The organism is Bradyrhizobium sp. 22 (assembly GCF_000482425.1).
GTDB lineage: Bacteria > Pseudomonadota > Alphaproteobacteria > Rhizobiales > Xanthobacteraceae > Bradyrhizobium > Bradyrhizobium japonicum_B.
In genome coordinates this window covers 1,004,217-1,023,963 of the sequence record NZ_KI519400.1, presented here as the reverse complement: position 1 = coordinate 1,023,963, position 19,747 = coordinate 1,004,217, and the positions used below count along the sequence as shown (strand labels likewise).

The window sequence follows — 19,747 nt, the reverse complement described above, 5'->3', positions numbered from 1 at the left end:
CCATAAGCGCGTTTACGCGCGTCTTCGACGCGCTATGGCAGCGCTTTTCCAGCGGTGCACTGCAGAGCCGGGGCCCATGCGAGCGGCACTCCGGGTCCCGGCTCAGCGTCGCGTCATTTCATGCCGCGCCGCGTCCGGGACACGAGACCGGCCTACTGCTTCTCGATCTTCGCGTTCGTGATCAGCTTGTCCCACAGCACGAGCTGATCCTTCACGAACGCCTCAAGCTGTTCCGGCGTGCCGGAGAAGGCGTCCATGCCGAGCGTGGCGAGCTTGGCCTTGATCTCCGGATTCTCGATGATCTTCCTGATTTCCGCGTTGAGCCGCGTCACGATCTCCTTGGGCAGGCCGGCCGGGCCGAAATAACCCTGCCAGGACGAGATGTCGAAGTCCGGCACGCCGGCCTCCTGCATCGAGGGCAGATGCGGCACCAGCGGCGAGCGATCCTTGGTGGTGACGGCGAGCGCGCGCAGCGCGTTGCCGTTGACATGCGGCAGGCCGGTCAGGATGTCGACGAACATCATCGAGACGCGCCCGCCCATGACGTCGTTGAGCGCCGGCGGCGAGCTCTTATAGGGCACGTGCAGGAGGTCGAGCCCGGCATTGTGCGCAAAGGTCGCGCCCGAGACGATCGCCGAGGACGATCCCGAGGCGTAGCTCAGCTTGCCCGGGTTGGCCTTGCCATAGGCGACGAGCTCGGCGACCGTCTTGGCCGGCACCTCCGGATTGACCACCAGCATGAAGGGCAGATCGCCGGTGCGCGCGATCGGCGTGAAGTCCTTGACGGGATCGTAGGTGAGGCTCTTGAGCAGATAGGGATTGGCCGAATGCGTGGTGTTGGTCGTCACCAGCAGCGTGTAGCCGTCGGGGGCGGCCTTCGCGACATAGGTCGCGGCGAGCATGCCGTTGGCGCCCGCCTTGTTCTCGATCACGATGCCGACGCCGAGCGCCTGCGACAGATGCTGCGAGATCAGTCGTGTCGTGGTGTCGGTGCCGCTGCCGGCCGCGAACGGCAGCACCAGCGTGATGTTGCGGCTCGGATAATTGTCGGCCTGGGCCGTGGATGCTGTGGCGAAGCACAATGCGGCCGCAGCCACGGCACGCAAGTTTCGAATCAGCCCTGAAATCATCTTGAGACGTTCCCTCTTTTTGGTTGGTGGGGAACCTAGCGTGTTCATGCAAAAATCAAAAGACGCGAATTCACTCGGTCGTTCGTCCGCCGTGCGGAATTACTTCACGGCCGACCCTTGCCGCGAGGCGATCACGACGCCGGCGAGCACCAGGGCGTAGCCGATCAAATGGAACGGCTGCAGTTTCTCGCCGAGCAGCAGGATCGCCATCGCCGAGCCGAATACCGGCACCAAATGGAAGAACGGCGCAGCCCGGTTCGGTCCGATCAGCGCCACGCCGCGGTTGAAGAACAGATAGGCCAGCGTCGAAGGAAAGATCAGGATGTAGCCCAGCGTCGCCAGCGTGATCCCGTCGAGTTGCAGGACGCGGCCGCTTGCCGCCTCCCAGATCGCCGTCGGCAGCAGCATCGTCGCCCCGCAGCAGGTGGTGAAAGACAGGAAGGACAGCTGATGGATCTTTGGCCGCCGCGGGATGAAGGCGGAGTAGATCCCGAACGCCACCAGCGAGGAGGCGAACATGATGTCGCCCCTGTTGAAGCTGATGCCGGCCAGCGCAGCGAGATCGCCGCGCAGGATGATGATCAGTACGCCAACGAGCGAGATCGCGATGCCGGCGAATTGCGCACCCGTCAGCCGCACGCCGAACAGCACCAGCGACCACAGCGCAACAAACAGCGGACCTGCCGACTGGATCAGCAGCGCGTTCAGCGCCTCCGTATATTGCATCGCCCAGTACGAGATCGCGTTGTTGTACGCGAAGCCCACCAGCGACAGGAACAGCATCAAGGGCAGGCTGCTGCGCAAGGCAGGCCAGTCCCGCTTCAGATGCGGCCAGGCGAACGGCAGCAGGATCAGGAACACGCCGAACCAGCGGATCGTGGTCACCGTCAGCGGAGGCACATGCGCGCCGACATGACGCGCGAGCACGATGTTGCCGGCCCAGAACAGCGAGCTCAGGCTGAGCAGCAGGTAAGGCTGGTTGTTGAGCCAACCGGCCGGATTGGAGGCCTTTGGCGCGGGCGAAGCGATCGTCATTGGCGTTGCATAGGAGCTTGCGCCGGATCGGCGTCGTGGCACAAGTCACGGGGTCGCAATGCTACAATGCAGGCATGATCGGGGAGGTGCCCTTGGCGGTCAACATGTTGAACATCGAAGGCCTGGAGCGGCTCGATCCGCAGGCGCCGGTGGTGATGCTGAACCTGATGCGTTTCCACGCGCGCTCGCGCGACGGCGACGGATCCGGCTGGGACGCTTATTTGCGGTATAGCGCCATCACGGTGCCGATGATCAAGGCGCGCGGCGGCACGCTGCTCTGGACGGGCGAGGCCAAGGCGGTCGCACTCGGTCCGCACGCCGGCAACGGCTGGGATTTCGTCGCACTGGTTTATTATCCGACCGTCGCGGCTTTCCTGGACATGATGACGTCGGAGGCCTACGAGCGCGAGGCCGATCCGCACCGCGTCAACGGCTGCGCCGAGCACGTCATCATCGCGACGAGCGAGGCCTACAGCAAGTTCAAGATGAAATAGCCTGCGCTCTTTCTTACCCTCCCCTGAAGGGGGAGGGTCGCTGCGCATGAAGCGAAGCGCAATGCGGAGCGGGGTGGGGTGACGGTCTCTCCACATCAAACAGTGCCCGAGTGGAGAGATCACCCGACCCCGCTCGCGCTTTGCGCGATCGACCCTCCCCCTCCAGGGGAGGGGGAAAGCGGCACCACTGCTTGAATGAAAGCGACGGCTACGTCGCCTGCTTCCGCGACGCCACGAACACGCCCGACAGCACCAGCGCAAAGCCGATGAAATGGAATGCCTGCGGGTGCTCGCCGAGGAAGGCCATCGCCATGATCGAGCCGAACACCGGCACGACGTGGAAGAACGGCGCGGCGCGGTTGGCGCCGATCAGGCGGACGCCGCGATTGAAGCAGAGATAGGCGAGCGTCGAGGGGAACACCGCGACGTAGAACAGCGTCAGCAGGTTCGGCCCGTCGAGCTTCATCACGGGCCGCGCGGACAATTCCCAGATTTCCAGCGGAACGAGGCAGGCGGCGCCGACCCCGAAGGTGAAGGCGAGGAACGATAGGCCGTGCATCGGCGGCCGCTTCAGCGTCAGCACCGAATACAGCGCGAAGATGACGAGCGCGACGATGAAGATGAGGTCGCCCTTGTTGAAATCGATGTTCGACAGCGTGGTGAAATCGCCGTGCAGCAGGATCGTGAGCACGCCGCACATCGACAGCAGCACGCCGAACGCCTGTGCCGCGGTGAGGCGGATGCCGAGGATGGCGAGGGACCACAGCGCCACGACCAGCGGCGCGGCCGACTGCAGCAGCAGCGTGTTGAGGGCCTGGGTGTGCTCCAGCGCCCAATATTGCAGGGTGTTGAAGGCGCCGATGCCGGTGATCGAGAGCGTCACCATCAGGCCGAGCTTGCCGCGGATGGCCGGCCAGTCCTGGGCCAGATGCTTCCAGGCGAACGGCAACACCAGCAGGAAGGCGAAGAACCAGCGCAGGAACGACAGCGTGACCGGCGGGATATGGCCGGCGGCGAGCCGCCCGACGATGGCGTTGCCGGCCCAGCACAAGGCGGTGATGCTGAGCAGCAGGTAAGGCTGATTGGCGATCCAGCTGTGACCGGACTGTTCCGTGCTCGTGGTCTGACCGGTGGCGGACATTGTGATGGGTTTGGCCCCCGCGTCATGCACCGGGGCCCGGCCCGGTGGCGGGCCGCTTCGTCGCCCAGCCAGTCTCAAAGACACGGAAATGCCCCGAATATCAATGGGGCTGGTGCATTACGCCCATGCACTTCATTGCGGGGAACCTGGTCCGCCGGCCCCGAGGGAGAGCCGAAACCACGCGCGCCCCTAAATTCGGCGTAACCTCTTGACCTAGAACAACCTCGACTTCCGGTGCCCCGCTAGCGTCTCGGTATCGGCCGGATTCTCATGGCCAGCAATCGAAGCGAGACGTCGGTCGCGTGGCTTTCGCGCGAGCCGCATGGCAGTGGTATGGTCGAGCAAACAATCATCCTGCGGCAGCAGAAGGGCCGGCCCTCCATAGCGGCGCTGTGGTCGGGATTTCTCGCTCACAAATGGTTCATCCTCCTCGCGATCGTTCTGCTCGGCCTTGGCGTCTGGCAGAGCGTCCGCATGCTCGTGGGGCCGGCGATCGTTGTCGATCAGGTCAGGCAGGGCCGGCTGGTTGAGACGGTGGTGGCGAGCGGCCATGTCGAAACGCCTTACCGGGTCGAGATCGGCAGCCAGATCACCGCCACTGTGCAGGAGGTGCTGGTGCGGGCAGGCGAGCGGGTCAGCAAGGGCCAGCCGTTGATCTCGCTGGAGGCACGCGAATTGAAGGCGGCCGTCGTCCAGTCGGAAGGCGCGGTGGCGCAGGCCGAGGCGCGCATCAGACAACTCGAGGAACTGACGCTGCCCTCCGCCAAGGAGGCATTGGCCCAGGCACAGGCCACGCTGCTCAATGCCCAGCAGACCTATGACCGTACCGCGCAGCTCGAACGCAACGGCTATGCGACCCGCGCCGCACTTGATGACGCCCAGAAGACGCTCGACGTTGCACGCGCCGCAATGCGCGCCGCGCAATTCCAGGTCTATACCGCGAGCCCCGGCGGCAGCGATTACGTGATGGCGCAGACGCAGGCCAATCAGGCCCGCGCCAATCTCGATACGGCCGAGTCCCGGCTCGGCTATGCAACGATTACCGCACCGCGCGACGGCGTCCTGATCACGCGCAATGTCGAGCGCGGCACGGTGGTGCAGCCCGGCAAGGCCCTGTTGGTGCTGGCGCCGGACGGGGACGTGCAGCTCGTGCTGCAGATCGATGAGCGCAATCTCGGCAAGATTGCTCTCGGGCAGAACGCGCTCGCCTCGGCCGACGCCTATCCGGACCGGAGGTTTGCCTCCACCATCAGCTATATCAATCCCGGCATCGACATTTCGCGCGCCTCGGTCGAGGTGAAGCTGACGGTCGCCGACCCTCCGGACTATTTGCGCCAGGACATGACGGTCTCGGTCGACATCGAGATTGCCGCCCGGGACGATGCGCTGATCCTGCCCTTGCGCTCGGTGCATGACGCGCTGTCCAGCAAGCCCTGGGTGCTCGGAATCAAGGACGGTCGCGCCAGTCAGCGGGCGGTCAAGCTCGGGCTGCGCGGCAACAGCCATGTCGAGATTACCGAAGGTGTCGCCGCCGGCGATGTCGTGATTCCTCAGAGCGCCGGCGTTCTGGCCGGCCAGCGTCTCCGGCCCGTTCTGCAATGAACCATTGGCTGCCGATCGAATGGACCATGGCGGTCCGGTTCCTGCGCGAGGGCCGGCTCCAGACCATCTTCATCGTTGGCGGCATATCGATCGGCGTCGGCGTCATCGTGTTCATGTCGGCGATGCTTGCCGGACTTCAGGCGAATTTCATCAAGCGTGTACTGACCTCCCAGCCCCAGATCCAGCTGCTCGCGCCCGATCAGATCGCGCGGCCTCTGCGTAACGGAGCAGGCGAGATCGAGGATGCGGTGGTGCAGCGTCCGAGCCAGCGGGTGCTCTCGATCGATCAATGGCCGAAGATCAGAGCACAGATGCAGGCGATGCCCGAGGTCGTCACGGCCGCGCCGACCATCCTCGGCTCGGTGCTTGCGGTCCGGGGCGATGCCAGCCGCTCGGTCAGCCTGTCGGGTGTCGAACCAGACTCCTATTTCAGGATCGTCAAGGTGCCGGACTACATCGTCGCCGGCGAGCCCCGACTCACCAGCGAGGACGTCATCATCGGGATCGAGCTCGCGAAGGAGCTGGGCGCCACCGTTGGCGACAAGCTCAACATCCGCGCCGCCTCCGGAGCAACCCGCGTCCTGACGATCTCCGGCCTCGTCGATCTCGGCAACAAGGGCGTCAACCAGCGGGTGTGTTACGTCGCCCTGCGCACCGCACAATCCTTGCTGGGGATGATCGGCGGTGTCACCACCATCGATCTGACGGTCAATGACATCTATGCGGCTGAGCAAATCGCTCAGCGCATCCAGGCGGCCAACGTGGTCGAGGCCGACAGCTGGATCAAGACCAATGCGCAGTTCTTCGCCGCCGTGCAGGCCCAGCAGAACTCGAACACGCTCATTCGCCTCTTCGTCGGTCTCTCCGTCGCATTCGGCATCGCGGCCGTGCTGATCGTGTCGGTGATCCAGCGCTCGAAGGATATCGGCATCCTGCGTGCGATGGGCACGACGCGCGGCCAGATCTTGCGGGTCTTCCTGGTTCAGGGCGGCCTGCTCGGCTTCGTCGGTTCGCTGCTCGGGGCGGCGATGGGCGCGTTCGCGCTGGTTTATTGGCACTCGGTCGCGCGCCAGGCCGACGGTAGCGAGCTGTTTCCCCTGGTCCTGGAGCGCAGCCTGTTCGTTTATGCGACGCTACTGGCCACCGCCACCGGTCTTCTCGCCGCGATGGCGCCGGCGGTGCGGGCCGCCAAACTCGATCCGGTGGTGGCGATCCGTGGCTGACCAGATCCTCCGTCTCGAGCGCGTGTGCAAGAGCTACAATGTCGGGCTGCCGACCGAAACCGAGGTGCTGCACGACATCGACCTCGAGCTCGATCACGGCGAGTTTCTCGCCCTCATAGGTCCGTCCGGTTCGGGCAAGAGTACGCTGCTCAACATCGTCGGGCTGCTCGACCGGCCGACCTCGGGCCGCCTGCTGATCAAGAGCCAAGACACCGCAGCTCTCGACGATGCCGAGATCACCCGCCTGCGCGGCCGGACCATCGGCTTCGTCTTTCAGTATCATCTGCTGATCTCGGCGTTCACGGCGCGGGAAAACGTCATGATGCCGATGCTGGTGGATCGCGGCTTCCCGTCTGCGGACGTCGAGGCGCGAGCCAACCAGCTGCTGGCTCAGGTCGGGCTGGAGAAATTGGCCGGCAACCTCGCCAACAACATGTCCGGCGGCCAGCAGCAGCGCGTCGCGGTGGCTCGTGCGCTCGCCATGAACCCGGATCTCGTGCTGGCCGACGAGCCGACCGGAAATCTCGACACGAGCTCGGCCGAAGCCGTGTTCAGGCTGATGCGGCAGGTCAATCGCGACAGCGGTACGAGCTTCCTTCTGGTGACCCACAATATGGACTTGGCGCGGCGCTGCGACCGGATCATCGAAGTGATCGACGGCCGCATTCGGGCCTGAGGTCCCGGCAAGGCGGATTTTTCGGGGATATCAAAGGCTTGGGTCGGGCGTTGGGCCGCGAAAAAGCCTCGTTCTTGCTTGCCTAGAGGAGCTGCTTCCTTTATCCGGTGGGCTGCCTTGCGTGCGGGCGGCTGCGGCCGCCGAGAGGGCTGGGCGCAGGCATGATCCCGGAAGAGTGGTCACCGGTTTTCCGCGAGGATCATGCCTCCTAGAGACAGATTGAACAGGGATTACCCGCGCATGGCCAATGTTGTCGTCGTCGGCGCCCAGTGGGGCGACGAAGGGAAGGGCAAGATCGTCGACTGGTTGTCTGAGCAGGCCGACATCGTCGTCCGCTTCCAGGGCGGGCATAACGCCGGCCACACGCTGGTCATCAACGGCAAGACCTACAAGCTCGCGCTCCTGCCCTCGGGCGTGCTGCGCGAGGGCAAGCTGTCGGTGATCGGCAATGGCGTGGTGTTCGACCCCTCTGCCTTCCTCGACGAGGTCACCAAGCTGCGCTCGCAGGGCGTCGCGGTCTCTCCGGACAATCTGCGGGTGGCGGAGAACGTCACCCTGATCCTGCCGCTGCACCGCGAGCTCGACGCGCACCGCGAATCCGCCAATGCGGCGACCGCGATCGGCACCACCCGCCGCGGCATCGGCCCGGCCTATGAGGACAAGGTCGGCCGTCGCGCCATTCGCCTGATGGACCTCGCCGACCTCGACACGCTCCCGCACAAGATCGACCGGCTGCTGGCCCACCACAATGCGTTGCGCCGCGGCCTCAATCTGCCGGAGTTCGATGGCAAGCAGATCCTGAAGGAATTGAGCGCGCTGGCGCCGCAATTGCTGCCCTACGCCGAGACGGTGTGGCGGCTGCTCGACATCAGGCGCCGCGAAGGCAAGCGCATGCTGTTCGAGGGCGCGCAAGGCGCGCTGCTCGACGTCGACCACGGCACCTACCCTTACGTCACCTCGTCCAACACGGTGGCGGCGCAGGCCGCGACCGGTGCGGGCCTCGGGCCGGGCGCGGTCGGCTATGTGCTCGGCCTGTGCAAGGCCTATACGACCCGCGTCGGCCAGGGCCCGTTCCCGACCGAGCAGGACAACGAGACCGGCCGCAAGATCGGCGAGCGCGGCCGCGAGTTCGGCACCAATACTGGCCGTCCGCGCCGCTGCGGCTGGTTCGACGCCGTGCTGGTCCGGCAGGCGGTCCGGACCTGCGGCATCAACGGCCTCGCGCTGACCAAGCTCGACATCCTCGACGGCTTCGACACCATCGAGGTCTGCACCGGCTATAGGCTCGACGGCAAGGAGATCGACCATTTTCCGGCCGGCGAGGGCGCCCAGGCCCGGGTCGAGCCGATCTACGAGACCATTGAGGGCTGGAAGGAGCCGACTGCGAGTGCGCGGTCCTGGGCCGACCTGCCGGCCCAGGCCATCAAATACGTCCGGCGGATCGAGGAATTGGTGGGGTGCCCGGTCGCATTGCTTTCCACCAGCCCCGAACGCGAAGATACTATTCTCGTGCAAAACCCGTTTGAGGCTTAACGATCTCTTACCAGGACGCGCGTATAGTTGAGTAGAAATGGCTGATTACTATCCGCTGATCGCCCGCGCTATTGCCGCCCTGGACCCCAATGCTCCCGGCGAAAGCCGTCGCGCGCTCTATGAGCGGGCGCGCACGGCGCTGATCGCGCAGCTGCGCAGCGTGCAGCCGCCGCTCTCCGAATCCGAGATCACCCGCGAAAGGTTGTCGCTGGAGGAAGCCGTCCGCAAGGTCGAATCGGAGGCGGCCCAGCGCGCCCGCGAGGCTTCGCGCCCCGGTGGCGGCGGGCGCAGCGGCGGCAGCGGAGACGCCTTTCGCCGCGCCAGCACGAGAGCCGCTGAAGGCAACGCGGCTGCGGGCTCGCCGGCTGCGCCGCGGACGCGCCCGGCTCCGCCGCCGCGGGCCGACCGTCCGTCCGCCAACGTCGATGACCAGGGCGATGCCCAGCGCCCGCCGCGCGCGCCGCGGTTCGATGCCTCGCGCCAAGCCGGACCGGCCGCGCCGCCAGCGATGCCGGAGCCGCCGGCTGCTGGACGCGATCGCACCGGTCCCCGCCGTCCGCCCGATCTCGGACCGGCGTCGCCGCCGCCCGCCCCGGGCGTGCGCGGATTCCGCGACATCACGGCCGATGCCAATGATCTCGGCGGTGCGGCCGCGCAGGCCAGCCGCGCCGCGCGCCGCACCTACGCCAACGTGCCCTCGCCCTCGCCGGAATTCGACCGGCTCGAGCCGAGCCTGGAAAACCGCGCCGGCGAGCAGGACGCGCCCTATTCCTACGACGAGTCGATCGAGGAGGCCGAGCGCTACGCGCCGCAGCCGCCTTCGCCGCGTCCGCGCATCGCGCCCGAGCGCGACGCCAAGAAGCGCGTCCGCACCGGCTCCGCCTTCCCGTTCAAGAGCGCGATCGCCGTCGGCATCGTGCTGATTCTGGTCGGTGCCGGCATCCTCTGGGGCAAGCCGCTGCTCCAGATCGCGACCAACCTGTTCAAGTCCTCGCCGACCCAGGTGGTGGAGACGCCGAGCACTGCCTCACAGCCGCAGACCAAGCCGAAGATCCCCGATCGCGTCGGCCAGCCCTCGGCGAGCGACCAGCCGGTCGCGCCGGTGGCGCAGAAGGTCGTGCTCTACGACGAGGATCCGTCCGATCCGAAGGGCAAGCAATATGTCGGCTCGGTGGTTTGGCGGCTGGAGCCGATCAAGGCCTCCGGCAACCAGAAGGCCGATGTCGCCGTGCGCGCCGACATCGAAATTCCCGACCGCAAGTTCAAGATGACGATGTCGTTCCGCCGCAACACCGACTCCTCGCTGCCGGCGAGCCACACGGCCGAGCTGACCTTCATCCTGCCGCCGGACTTTCCGGGCGGCAGCGTCTCCAACGTGCCGGGCATCCTGATGAAGTCGAACGAGCAGGCGCGCGGCACGCCGCTCGCAGGGCTTGCGGTCAAGGTCACCGAAGGCTTCTTCCTGGTCGGCCTGTCAAACGTCGACGCCGACCGCGCCCGCAACGTCCAGCTCCTGAAGGAGCGTTCGTGGTTCGACGTGCCGCTGGTCTATGCCAACCAGCGCCGCGCCATCATCGCGATCGAGAAGGGCGCCCCGGGCGAGCGCGCCTTCAACGACGCCTTCGCGCAGTGGGGCGATTAGGGCACTCTGTCATTCCGGGGCGAGGCGTCGGCGTCGAGCCCGGAATCCATTTCCCAGCATGCCGCGCAGCACGATGGATTCCGGGCTCGACGCCGACGCGTCGTCCCGGAATGACGACTGCAGCTACTGCGCCGCCGCTTCCCGCTTGCGCGAGGCGACCGCCTCGCGGTCCATCACGGCGCGACAGCCGGAGCTGACCTGCGCCTTGTTCCGCACCATGCAGGCCCTGACTCGCGGGATGTCCGGGATTTCACTGGAGCACAGCCGCATCGCATCGCCGGTGCACAGCTGCTGCGCTTCGGACGAGAAGGCGAGACCGGGCGAGGTCTGGAGCGCGATGGCGGCGGTTGCGACGGCCAACAGCGAAGCGGTGGTCTTAAACAGCGAAGCGATGGTCTGAGTGCGTGTCATGCAGAATGGATCCCCGTATCCTTAGGCTTGAGCCACTTGGTTTTGGGGCGCCGCACGCGACTTGATCTGCCGCATGTCACAGCCTTCACGCCGGGAGCTCACTCCCGCATGTGGTCGCTCGATTTCTTGATTGCTCGAATCGAAAAGTGCTGCGCCGCCCGAGCGAAGTATGCGCCATTGTCACCAGCCTGCAATGGTCAGCGCAAAGGAATTCGCAATTGTTGCACGCGAGTCACGTCGCGCGCGATCAGATCAGCCGATCGGCGGATGCGCTCGCTTGTTCCACATCGCTCGCGCCGAGCGCGGCGGCGTGTTCCTCGACGGCGGTGACGCCTTTGGCGGTGAGCTCGAACAGGTCGCCGTCCTTCATCACGTAGCCGTCGGCAATCAATTGCCCCATCTTGCCTTGCCGGTCGTCGGCGAAGGCAACGGACTGGCTGATGTCCCGCAGGATTGAGAGTTCTTCGTCGTGCAACATGGCTTCACTCTCCGTTCGCTGGGGATGGTGTTCGTCCTCACATGCCGTGGCTCTGGAACACCTTGCTGCACGACTTCGACAGCTTGGCCCGGTTGGCTTGCAGGCAGCCTTGGACCGCCATGTCGTTGCCGAGATCCTTGCGGCAAAAGCGGGAGGCGTCGCGCGAGCAGGCCTTCTGCTCCTGGGGCGTACCCATATGGCCTTGAGCGAAAGCGGGCGCGTCGGACAGGCTCAACGCTGCCAGCGCGATCGTCGCCAGGAGAACTTTGCGGGCCATCGGCACTCCAATCTGTCAGGGTCGAATTCAGGTCCTGTCTGAACTCGTCGCCCTGCCACTTGTTCCCCCGATGAGACCTGCGCCCCGCTGTTCAAGGTTCCCGCGGCGCTGCTATAATCGCCCGGGAAGTGTGAGGGTGTTTGATGAAACGCTATCTGGTGTTTGCGCTGGTTGGCCCGTTCGTCGGCGGGTTTCTGCTGCTGCTGACGACGACCTATCAGTCCGGCTATTGGACCCAGACCAGTCTCGGCGAGGTCGGCAAGCTGTTCGCGGTGTTCTTCAAGACCCTGCAATACAGCTATCTGTTCGGCCTGCTGCCCTCGCTGATGATCGGCGCGGTGGACGACATCCTGGTCCACATCAGGCGGATCGGCCCGGTCTTGCGCATGCTGCTGGTCGGCCTCTTCGCCTTCGTGCTGGCCTCGCTCACCTACAGCTCGCGCGGGCCGGATTCCGGCGCGGTGCAGTTCATCCTGTACGGCCTCGTTGGCTTCGTGCCGGCGGCGATTTCGTCCTTCCTCGTGCATAGATACGTCAAGGAGCCGCAGGCTGTGGCGGCGCCGACCTGAGTGCGCGACGTTCGGGCGCGGCGCAGCAACTTCCGCCGCGCCGGCGCGTTCCTTCGAGACCATGACCATGTCCGACGACGATATTCTCGCGCCACGCAGGCCCCGTTCGGGGAGCGGCCCGCGCGGGCCCTTTTCGGGTTCCGAGGGACGCGGGCCGATCATCGACCAGGACGGCCGGGAAATCCGCCCCGAAACGCTGGAGCAGGGGTTTCGCGAGTTCCGTGTCGAGTTTGGCAAGGATAATCCGTTCTCGGGGAGCCCGTTCGGCAATCTGACGCGCGAGCAGCGGATCGCGCGGCTGGAGGCGATCGCAAAGCTGCTCGACATCGCCTTCATCCTGCCCGGCACCAACATCCGCTACGGCATCGACGGGCTGATCGGTCTGATCCCCGTGGTCGGCGACATCATCACCACGGCGGTCTCGCTGTGGCTGGTGCGCGAGGCCCGCGCGTTGGGCGCGCCCTGGCACGTCACCGCGCGCATGCTCGGCAATGTCGCGCTTGACGGCGTTGTGGGCCTGGTGCCGTTCGCGGGCGACGCTTTCGACGTCATGTTCCGCGCCAACATGCGCAATATGCGCCTGCTCCGCCGCTGGCTCGACAAGCAGCCGCGGATGTGAGGCGAGCTTCTTCCTTTGCCTCCCCGCAAACGGGGCAGCGAGGGACAGAGGCCCAAAACGCAAAAAGCGCGACGACCTTTAGGTCATCGCGCTTTTCGCGCACATCGTAAGGCTCAGCGAAAGCTTACGCCGCGTCGGCGTCGGTCTCGGCGGCCGGCGCCGGCTTGGGACGGCGGGGCAGCGGGAAGGCCTCGCTCTCATAGAGCGAGCGGATGCCGTTCTGGTCGAAACGCGCTTCCTCAACCTGGAGATAGGCGCCGTTCAGCGAATCCGTCGGCAACTGCTCCATCGCGAACTGCACGGCTTCGGCCGCGGTGCCGAAGCGGCGATAGGTAAAGCCCGCACGCTTCTTCTTGCGGATCGCGGCGGGGAAGAGTTCGGCGGAGGTATTGAAGTTGAACGGACGCAATGGACGCATGGTCAAAGACCTCGTGATCTTCTCTGGGGCTTTAAGCGCGTGGGGTTTGGGAGGGCAGGGGCCGCAATCGAGCAAGCCCGCCGCACATGCCATTTTCGACCCCTAATATAAGCCGATCTGACAAAAATGCGACCCCTGCGATAGGAGATGATGAATCCGCGCATGGCAGGTCCGCAGCCGGAATAAAGCCAATAATTCCAGTGGGTTAAATGGCTTGCAGCTTGCCGAGAAGCAGCAGGACGACCAGCACCACCAGCACGACGCCGCCGATCCCCATGCCGGAATGGCCGAGGCCGTAGCCGTAACCGCCCAGGCGGCCGGACAGCCCCCCGAGCAGATAAATGATCACCAGGATGATCAGAACGGTCCCGAGTGACATGGCTTCCTCCCTGGCGGCCGCCAAAATGCGATGATCGGCCGCACCGCCAGAGAAGAAAAGCACATCGTGCGGTCGGGTTCCATGAAGGAACCCGGGCGCGCAGGCCGATTATTTGGGCTCCAGCTTCAGCGCCGCCGAGTTGATGCAATAGCGCAAGCCGGTCGGCCCGGGGCCGTCGGGGAAGACGTGGCCGAGATGGCCGCTGCATTTCGAGCAGAGCACCTCGGTGCGGATCATGCCGTGGCTGACGTCCCGCTCCTCGTCGATGTGGCTCTCGACCGCGGGCTGGGTGAAGCTCGGCCAGCCGCAGCCGGAATCGAACTTGGCGTCCGACTCGAACAGCACGTTGCCGCAGCCGGCGCAGACGTAAGTGCCGGCGCGGTGGTCGTGCTCATATTCGCCCGTGAAGGGACGCTCGGTCGCCTTCTCGCGCAGCACCGCATACTGCATCGGCGACAATTCGCGCCGCCACTGCTCTTCGCTCTTGATGACCTTGTCGTCGGTGGTCTTCGTTCTGGTGTCGGGCATGGCTCTCCCGTTCTTGAGACGATGTTGCGATCAGTTGGTGGCCTTGCTGGCATTCACCAGCGTCGGCTTTTCAATGTAGTTATCCGCAAACAGCTTTTTCAGGTTCTCGACCTTGGGCAGGTCGTTATAGGCGATATAGGGCTGGTTGGGGTGCAGGGTCAGATAGTCCTGGTGGTAGGCTTCCGCCGGGTAGAACGCCTCCAGCGCGCCGATCTTGGTCACGATCGGCTTCCTGAACACCTTGGCGCTGCTGAGCTGGGCGATATAGGCTTCCGCCACCTTCTTCTGCTCGTCCGAGGTGGTGAAGATCGCCGAGCGATATTGCGGGCCGACATCGGGGCCTTGGCGGTTAAGCTGGGTCGGGTCGTGCACTACCGAGAAGAAGATCTGGAGGATCTTGCCGTAGGAGATCTTCTTCGGATCGTACTTGATCTCGACGGACTCGGCGTGGCTGGTTCGGCCGCTCGAGACGGCCTGGTAGTCGGCGGTCGCCTTGGTGCCGCCGGCATAGCCGGAGACCGCGTTGACGACGCCGGCGGTGTGCTGGAAGACGCCCTGGACCCCCCAGAAGCAGCCGCCGGCGACGACGGCGGTCTGGATCCCGCTCGCGGGCGCTGCATCCATGGCGGGCGCCGGGATCACGACCGCATCCTCTGCTGCCCGGGACGGCATGGCAAAGGCCAGCGTCAGGGCGGCAGTTGCGGCGAGCAGGGAAGCGAGGGCAGGTCGGCGCATGGCGGATCCTCTTTCGGAAGGTCTGACAGTCTAGGACGATGGGAGCCGAACGAACAGTTGCCGGGCGGCCTTTCCGCATCATCCGAGGTACGGACACCGCCGCCGATTGTTACGACGGGACGGACACGAGTCCGTGAAATGAGCCGCACGGGACGGCCGGGCGAGCGCCCGCCTTGGCGGGACCGGGAACTCCGCGCTAAAGCATGATCCGGAAGAGTGCGCAGCGGTTCTCCCAAAAATCATGCGTAAACGACAACCCAAAGCGCGATGTTGGAGCAGGCCTGACAATATGTGGCTCGTCGTTTCCCTGACCCTCGTCATCCTGGCCGCCGGCGTGTCGAACGCGGCGGCCGACCCGCAAGCCGACGAGCTCGCCATCTGCCGTGACCGCCAGGCCGAGGCCCAGGCCCGCGCGAGCGCCTGCGACAATCTGCTGAAGGCCGACCAGCTCGGCGGCAAGGACAAGGCGATCGCGCTCTCCGTGCGCGGCAACACGCTGATCAACAAGCGCGATTACGACCACGCGATCGAGACCCTGTCGATCGCGATCGATCTCGATCCCGACTACGTCGTTGCTCTCAACCTGCGCGGCCTCGCCTATGAGCGCAAGGGTCAGGACGACCTCGCCATGGCGGACTACAACCTCGCGCTCCAGAAGCGCCCGGCCTACGGCGTTCCCTACAACAATCGCGGCGTCATTCACGCCCGCCGCGGCGTGCTGCAAAGCGCGATCGACGATTTCACCCTGTCGATCAAGTACACGCCGAAATTCCTGCTGGCCTGGACCAATCGCGCCCGCGCGCGCACGCTGCTGAAGGATTTCGAAGGCGCGCTCGCCGATTTTGCGGAGGCCGAGAAGATCGATCCCGCCGCGCCGCAGATCGCCGGCAACCGCTGCATCACCTACGGCATGATGAGACGATTCGATCAGGCCTTTGCCGACTGCAACCGCCTGATCGAGAAACAGCCGAAGAACGTGTTCGCAATCAACAATCGTGCCGACGTCAGCATGATGAAGGGCGACTTCGATGCCGCCCTGAAGGACTACAACACGGCGCTCCAGATCAACCCGAACAATGTCCGCGCCCATTCCGGCCGCGGTCAGATCTACGAGCGCCGGAAGGATCTGGCGCAAGCCCGCGCCGATTATCGCGCCGCGGCCTATTCGCTGACGAAGTTCGACGACACCGAGGTTGCGCGCGCCCGTGCCATCGCGCAGGAGCGGCTCGCCGCGCTCATGCCGCAAAGCGCATCCACCGGCCGCCGCGTGGCGCTGGTGATCGGCAACGGCGCCTACAAGAATGTCCATGTCTTGCCCAATCCGCCGCGCGATTCCAGGCTGATCGCGAGCGTGCTGCGCGAGGTCGGCTTCCAGACCGTGATCTCCGTCAACGACCTCACCCGCGACAAGTTCTTCGAGGCGTTGCAGGCCTTCGCCAACGAGGCGGAAAAGGCCGACTGGGCCGTGGTCTATTACGCCGGCCACGGCTTCGAGATCGGCGGGGTGAACTATCTCGTTCCCGTCGACGCCAAGCTCGCCGCCGACAAGGACGCCGAGACACAGGCGGTCGCCCTCGAGCAGGTGATCGCCGCGGTCGGTGCCGCGCGAAAAATGCGTCTCGTGGTCCTCGATGCCTGCCGCGACAACCCGTTCGCGCCGACCATGCAGCGCACATTGTCGCTGAAGCTGGTCGACAAGGGCTTTTCCAATATCGAGCCCGGTGCCGGCTTCATGGTGGTTTATGCCGCCAAGCACGGCGAGACCGCGATGGATGGCGACGGCAGCGCCAACAGCCCGTTTGCGACCGCGCTGGCCCGCGAGATCAAGCAGCCTCGCGTCGAGATCAGAAAACTGTTCGACATCATCCGCGACGACGTCTGGGCCGCGACCAAGCACGGCCAGCAGCCGTTCACCTACGGCTCGCCGCCGGGACGGGAAGATTTCTACTTCGTCGCGGGCAAGTGAGAGCCGGCGCCGCTCTCACATCAACGAATTGAACCAGTCGAATGCGGTCGATTGCCCGTTCAGGACGGTGCCGTCGCCATAGAGACTTGCCAGAAACGTGACGCGATGGCTTGCGTCGGCAACCGGTACGCCGACCGCGAAACGTCCACCCGCGGCAATCGCGGGCTTGACCAGTCGCGGATGCAGCGCCTCGTCGGCCAATCCGTAATAGAACCGGGTCGGGGAATCGTAGTCCCAGAAAGTCGCGCCGTTGCGACCGAACTGGCGCAGCAACCTGCTGTTGGCGTCATGGGTGAAACGGTCGAAAAACCCGTCCACCAGGAAATCTGCAGCCGGCGGAACGGTCTTGGCGGTGTCGCCTGCCAGGCTGTAGTCGGCCCAGTATTTCTCCGCGAACGCCTGGTGTTGCGGCTTGATGGCGGTCTTAAACAGATCGCTCAGCCCATAATACTGGCGATAGCTTCCGAGCAGCACCACCAGGCAGGGCGTGATCCAGGCCGGCGGCAGCGGGTAGGACGTCTCTGCGGACGGAATAAAGGAGGTCGGGTTGACCCAGTAATGGAAGCTTTCGGCGAGATTGTTGAACGGGCTCTGGGTCGCACTTGCCGTCACCTTCATGCCGCGGCGTTGCATCTCCTGCTTGAGCCATTGCGTGTTCAGCGCGCCTTGCGACCAGCCGTTCAGAAACAGCGCGGATTGGCGGAGGCCGAGTCTCTTCAACTCGATGAGGCCGGCATCGAGCACGTCGAGGCAGCATTGCACCGTGGCGCCTTTCACCGCGTAAGCCTCGCCGCGGCCGTTGCGAAGAGGGCCCTTGCCAATGTAGTCGGCGGCGATGACGGCATAGCCGTTGCCGGCGAAGCGCTGGATGTTGAACAACGTCTCCAGCGAATCGACGTTGTCGCGAAGCTGGTAGCCTTCGTCGGCAAGTCGCAGCAGGTTCGAAGGAACCTGGTCGAAGGACAGGATCGTGCCGTGTTGCCAGGACAACACCGGCAATGCCCCGCGCGCGCCGACGGGGACCGCAACGAGCGCAGAGACCTTCACGCGCTCTCCCGTCTCGGGCACGCGCGTCACGGTGGTGATGCGCCGCAGCTCGACGTCGTACCGCGCTTCGTGCTTCCCGGAGAAATCCTTGGGCAGGACGTCGTGCTCGTTGAACACGGCATAGAATTGCGCCGCCAGCGCGTTGAGGCGTTGCTTCGAGACCCGCACCGGCTTGTCCGGCCGCGCAGGCACGTCACGCAGCGGAGCGGAGTGCGCAAATCCCGGCGCGGCGATCGATGCGGCGAGCGTGCCGGCCGCAAAGCCTGCCGACTTCAGAAACCCGCGACGACTCGCGCTAGAGGTGTCATCATGCGTATCGAGGTAATCGGGTCTGCGTTTAGCCATGCGAGTCCTCCTGCCGACGGCAGTCATAAATCGCAATGCCTAGCGCTTGGTGAATGCGTCGAGCGGTCCGGATAACTGCATCACACCATGGCGCTCGGTGCCGTAGGGTGGGAAGAGCGAAGCGTGCCCACGCACTCTTGTTGCGGAGAGAGACGGTGGGCACGGCGCTTTGCGCCTTGGCCCACCCTGCGGCAGTCGTCCCTTACACCACGATACTCAATCGTTTCGCCGCCCGCGTGATTCCGGTGTACAGCCACCTGGCGCGGCTCTCCTGAAACGCAAAGCTCTCGTCGAACAGCACGACGTCGTCCCATTGCGAGCCCTGCGACTTGTGCACGGTGAGCACATAGCCGTAGTCGAACTCGTCATAGGGCTTGCGCTGCTCCCAGGCGATCTGCTCGACGCCGCCCTCGAAGCAATCGGCGCGCACCGAGACCTTCGTCACCTTGTGGCCGAAATCCTCGTCCGGCGACAGCCGCATCGAGAGAATGCGGGACTTCGAGCGCGAGGTGTTGCGCGATTTCACCCGCCACAGGCCGCCGTTGAACAGGCCCTTCTTGCGGTTGTTGCGCAGGCACACCAGCTTGTCGCCGGCGACCGGAAAGAGGTCCTCGATGTTCTGGCGCTGCCGCACCCGCATGTTGTACGCGCGGCGGGTGTTGTTGCGGCCGACCAGGACCTGGTCGGCGCCCATGACCCTGTCGGGGTCGAGCTCCTTGCGCGAGACCACCTCGCTCTCGCCATAGCGGCCGATGTCGAGCTCGCGGCCTTCGCGCACGTCCATCGACATCCGCACGATTGGATCGTCCTGGGCCTGGCGGTGCACCTCGGTCAGCATCGCATCCGGTGAGGTGTTGGTGAAGAATCCGCCGCCCTGGATCGGCGGCAGCTGCGCGGGATCGCCTAGCACCAGCAGCGGGCAGTCGAACGACATCAGGTCGCGCCCCAATTCGGCGTCGACCATCGAGCATTCGTCGATCACGATCAGCTTCGCCTTCGAGGCGGGCGCGTCGTCCCACAATTCGAAGCTCGGCTGCTCCTCGCCGGATTCGCGGGCGCGGTAGATCAGCGAGTGGATGGTGGAGGCGTCGTCGCAACCCTTGTTGCGCATGACGAGGGCGGCCTTGCCGGTGAACGCGGCGAACTTCACATCGCCGTCGACGCCATCGGCGATGTGCCGGGCCAGCGTCGTCTTTCCGGTGCCGGCGAAGCCGAACAGGCGGAATACCTGCGGCGTGCCGCTGCGGCCGGGTTTTGCTTTGAGCCAGTCGCCGACGGCTTTGAGCGCGGCATCCTGATGCGGGGTGAAAGTTGGCATTGCTGTCTTGAAAGAGGGCGACGCGCGGCGATTCGCCGCCCTCCAAAGTAACCATTCGACCCGTCCATTCAAGGCGGATGCGGCACCGGAGATCGAGACCGCCAACGCCGCCTGTCGGCTGATTTCCCACCCGCCTGAACCGGCTTGGTCGGCTCAAACATGAAGGCCGGGTAAACGCCTT

The 19,747-nt window shown here is 65.2% G+C and carries 21 protein-coding genes; 9 read left to right on the top strand and 12 right to left on the bottom strand.

What is annotated here, in order from left to right; all coding sequences use genetic code 11:
• Positions 1-152: 152 nt before the first annotated feature.
• Positions 153-1,130 carry a Bug family tripartite tricarboxylate transporter substrate binding protein gene (locus tag K410_RS0130155; protein ID WP_028138321.1) on the bottom strand — a complete coding sequence of 326 codons (978 nt, stop codon included), beginning with the start codon at positions 1,128-1,130 and terminating at the stop codon, positions 153-155.
• Positions 1,131-1,229: 99 nt separating this feature from the next.
• On the bottom strand, positions 1,230-2,165 hold the full coding sequence (locus K410_RS0130150) for a DMT family transporter (RefSeq protein WP_028138320.1): 936 nt from the start codon (positions 2,163-2,165) through the stop codon (positions 1,230-1,232).
• Positions 2,166-2,269: 104 nt separating this feature from the next.
• On the opposite strand from K410_RS0130150, the gene K410_RS0130145 reads away from it, so the two are divergent.
• Positions 2,270-2,659: a DUF1330 domain-containing protein gene (locus K410_RS0130145; protein ID WP_196236094.1), complete on the top strand. Its 390-nt coding sequence runs from the start codon at positions 2,270-2,272 to the stop codon at positions 2,657-2,659.
• 208 nt (positions 2,660-2,867) lie between these two features.
• On the opposite strand, the gene K410_RS0130140 is transcribed toward K410_RS0130145, so the two are convergent.
• Entirely contained in the window at positions 2,868-3,800 is a 933-nt protein-coding gene (locus K410_RS0130140) for a DMT family transporter (protein WP_028138318.1), read from the bottom strand.
• Positions 3,801-4,133: 333 nt separating this feature from the next.
• Between K410_RS0130140 and K410_RS0130135 the strand changes: the two genes are divergently transcribed.
• The 5 genes from K410_RS0130135 to K410_RS0130115 all read left to right on the top strand — a co-directional run bounded on the left by K410_RS0130135 (position 4,134) and on the right by K410_RS0130115 (position 10,476).
• Positions 4,134-5,402: an efflux RND transporter periplasmic adaptor subunit gene (locus K410_RS0130135; RefSeq protein WP_028138317.1), complete on the top strand. Its 1,269-nt coding sequence runs from the start codon at positions 4,134-4,136 to the stop codon at positions 5,400-5,402.
• Entirely contained in the window at positions 5,399-6,625 is a 1,227-nt protein-coding gene (locus K410_RS0130130) for an ABC transporter permease (protein WP_028138316.1), read from the top strand. The genes K410_RS0130135 and K410_RS0130130 overlap by 4 nt, the downstream gene beginning before the upstream one ends.
• Complete coding sequence (locus K410_RS0130125; protein ID WP_028138315.1) at positions 6,618-7,301, top strand: ABC transporter ATP-binding protein; 684 nt, start codon at positions 6,618-6,620, stop codon at positions 7,299-7,301. The genes K410_RS0130130 and K410_RS0130125 overlap by 8 nt, the downstream gene beginning before the upstream one ends.
• A gap of 240 nt (positions 7,302-7,541) precedes the next feature.
• Positions 7,542-8,834 (top strand): adenylosuccinate synthase, encoded by a 1,293-nt coding sequence (locus tag K410_RS0130120; protein ID WP_028138314.1) that lies wholly within the window; start codon positions 7,542-7,544, stop codon positions 8,832-8,834.
• A 37-nt stretch (positions 8,835-8,871) separates the two neighbouring features.
• Positions 8,872-10,476: a hypothetical protein gene (locus K410_RS0130115; protein WP_028138313.1), complete on the top strand. Its 1,605-nt coding sequence runs from the start codon at positions 8,872-8,874 to the stop codon at positions 10,474-10,476.
• A 123-nt stretch (positions 10,477-10,599) separates the two neighbouring features.
• Here the strand turns inward: K410_RS0130115 and K410_RS0130110 are convergent, their stop codons facing one another.
• The 3 genes from K410_RS0130110 to K410_RS0130100 all read right to left on the bottom strand — a co-directional run bounded on the left by K410_RS0130110 (position 10,600) and on the right by K410_RS0130100 (position 11,642).
• Positions 10,600-10,887 carry a hypothetical protein gene (locus tag K410_RS0130110; RefSeq protein WP_028138312.1) on the bottom strand — a complete coding sequence of 96 codons (288 nt, stop codon included), beginning with the start codon at positions 10,885-10,887 and terminating at the stop codon, positions 10,600-10,602.
• Between the two features lie 247 nt (positions 10,888-11,134).
• A complete protein-coding gene (locus K410_RS0130105) occupies positions 11,135-11,365 on the bottom strand; it encodes a hypothetical protein (protein WP_028138311.1) in 231 nt (76 codons plus the stop codon).
• A gap of 37 nt (positions 11,366-11,402) precedes the next feature.
• Positions 11,403-11,642, bottom strand: a complete 240-nt coding sequence (locus K410_RS0130100) for a hypothetical protein (RefSeq protein WP_028138310.1) — start codon at positions 11,640-11,642, stop codon at positions 11,403-11,405.
• 143 nt (positions 11,643-11,785) lie between these two features.
• Here K410_RS0130100 and K410_RS0130095 point away from each other — a divergent pair, with 143 nt between their 5' ends.
• Positions 11,786-12,211, top strand: a complete 426-nt coding sequence (locus K410_RS0130095; protein WP_028138309.1) for a DUF5413 family protein — start codon at positions 11,786-11,788, stop codon at positions 12,209-12,211.
• Positions 12,212-12,272: 61 nt separating this feature from the next.
• Entirely contained in the window at positions 12,273-12,830 is a 558-nt protein-coding gene (locus K410_RS0130090; RefSeq protein ID WP_028138308.1) for a DUF4112 domain-containing protein, read from the top strand.
• Positions 12,831-12,954: 124 nt separating this feature from the next.
• Here K410_RS0130090 and K410_RS0130085 read toward each other — a convergent pair whose 3' ends face one another.
• The 4 genes from K410_RS0130085 to msrA all read right to left on the bottom strand — a co-directional run bounded on the left by K410_RS0130085 (position 12,955) and on the right by msrA (position 14,890).
• Positions 12,955-13,248: a hypothetical protein gene (locus K410_RS0130085; RefSeq protein WP_027560969.1), complete on the bottom strand. Its 294-nt coding sequence runs from the start codon at positions 13,246-13,248 to the stop codon at positions 12,955-12,957.
• Between the two features lie 205 nt (positions 13,249-13,453).
• Complete coding sequence (locus tag K410_RS37505; protein WP_063831464.1) at positions 13,454-13,627, bottom strand: DUF3309 family protein; 174 nt, start codon at positions 13,625-13,627, stop codon at positions 13,454-13,456.
• A 108-nt stretch (positions 13,628-13,735) separates the two neighbouring features.
• The gene (gene msrB, locus K410_RS0130075; protein WP_028138307.1) at positions 13,736-14,155 is read right to left on the bottom strand and encodes a peptide-methionine (R)-S-oxide reductase MsrB; all 420 of its coding nucleotides are present in this window, start codon (positions 14,153-14,155) and stop codon (positions 13,736-13,738) included.
• A gap of 30 nt (positions 14,156-14,185) precedes the next feature.
• Positions 14,186-14,890: a peptide-methionine (S)-S-oxide reductase MsrA gene (gene msrA / locus K410_RS0130070; protein ID WP_028138306.1), complete on the bottom strand. Its 705-nt coding sequence runs from the start codon at positions 14,888-14,890 to the stop codon at positions 14,186-14,188.
• Positions 14,891-15,179: 289 nt separating this feature from the next.
• Here msrA and K410_RS0130065 point away from each other — a divergent pair, with 289 nt between their 5' ends.
• Entirely contained in the window at positions 15,180-16,856 is a 1,677-nt protein-coding gene (locus tag K410_RS0130065) for a tetratricopeptide repeat protein (RefSeq protein WP_028138305.1), read from the top strand.
• Positions 16,857-16,871: 15 nt separating this feature from the next.
• Here K410_RS0130065 and K410_RS37500 read toward each other — a convergent pair whose 3' ends face one another.
• The gene (locus tag K410_RS37500; RefSeq protein ID WP_210164246.1) at positions 16,872-18,248 is read right to left on the bottom strand and encodes an alpha/beta hydrolase; all 1,377 of its coding nucleotides are present in this window, start codon (positions 18,246-18,248) and stop codon (positions 16,872-16,874) included.
• A gap of 202 nt (positions 18,249-18,450) precedes the next feature.
• Positions 18,451-19,566 (bottom strand): ATP-dependent DNA helicase, encoded by a 1,116-nt coding sequence (locus tag K410_RS0130055; RefSeq protein WP_028138304.1) that lies wholly within the window; start codon positions 19,564-19,566, stop codon positions 18,451-18,453.
• Positions 19,567-19,747 lie beyond the last annotated feature (181 nt).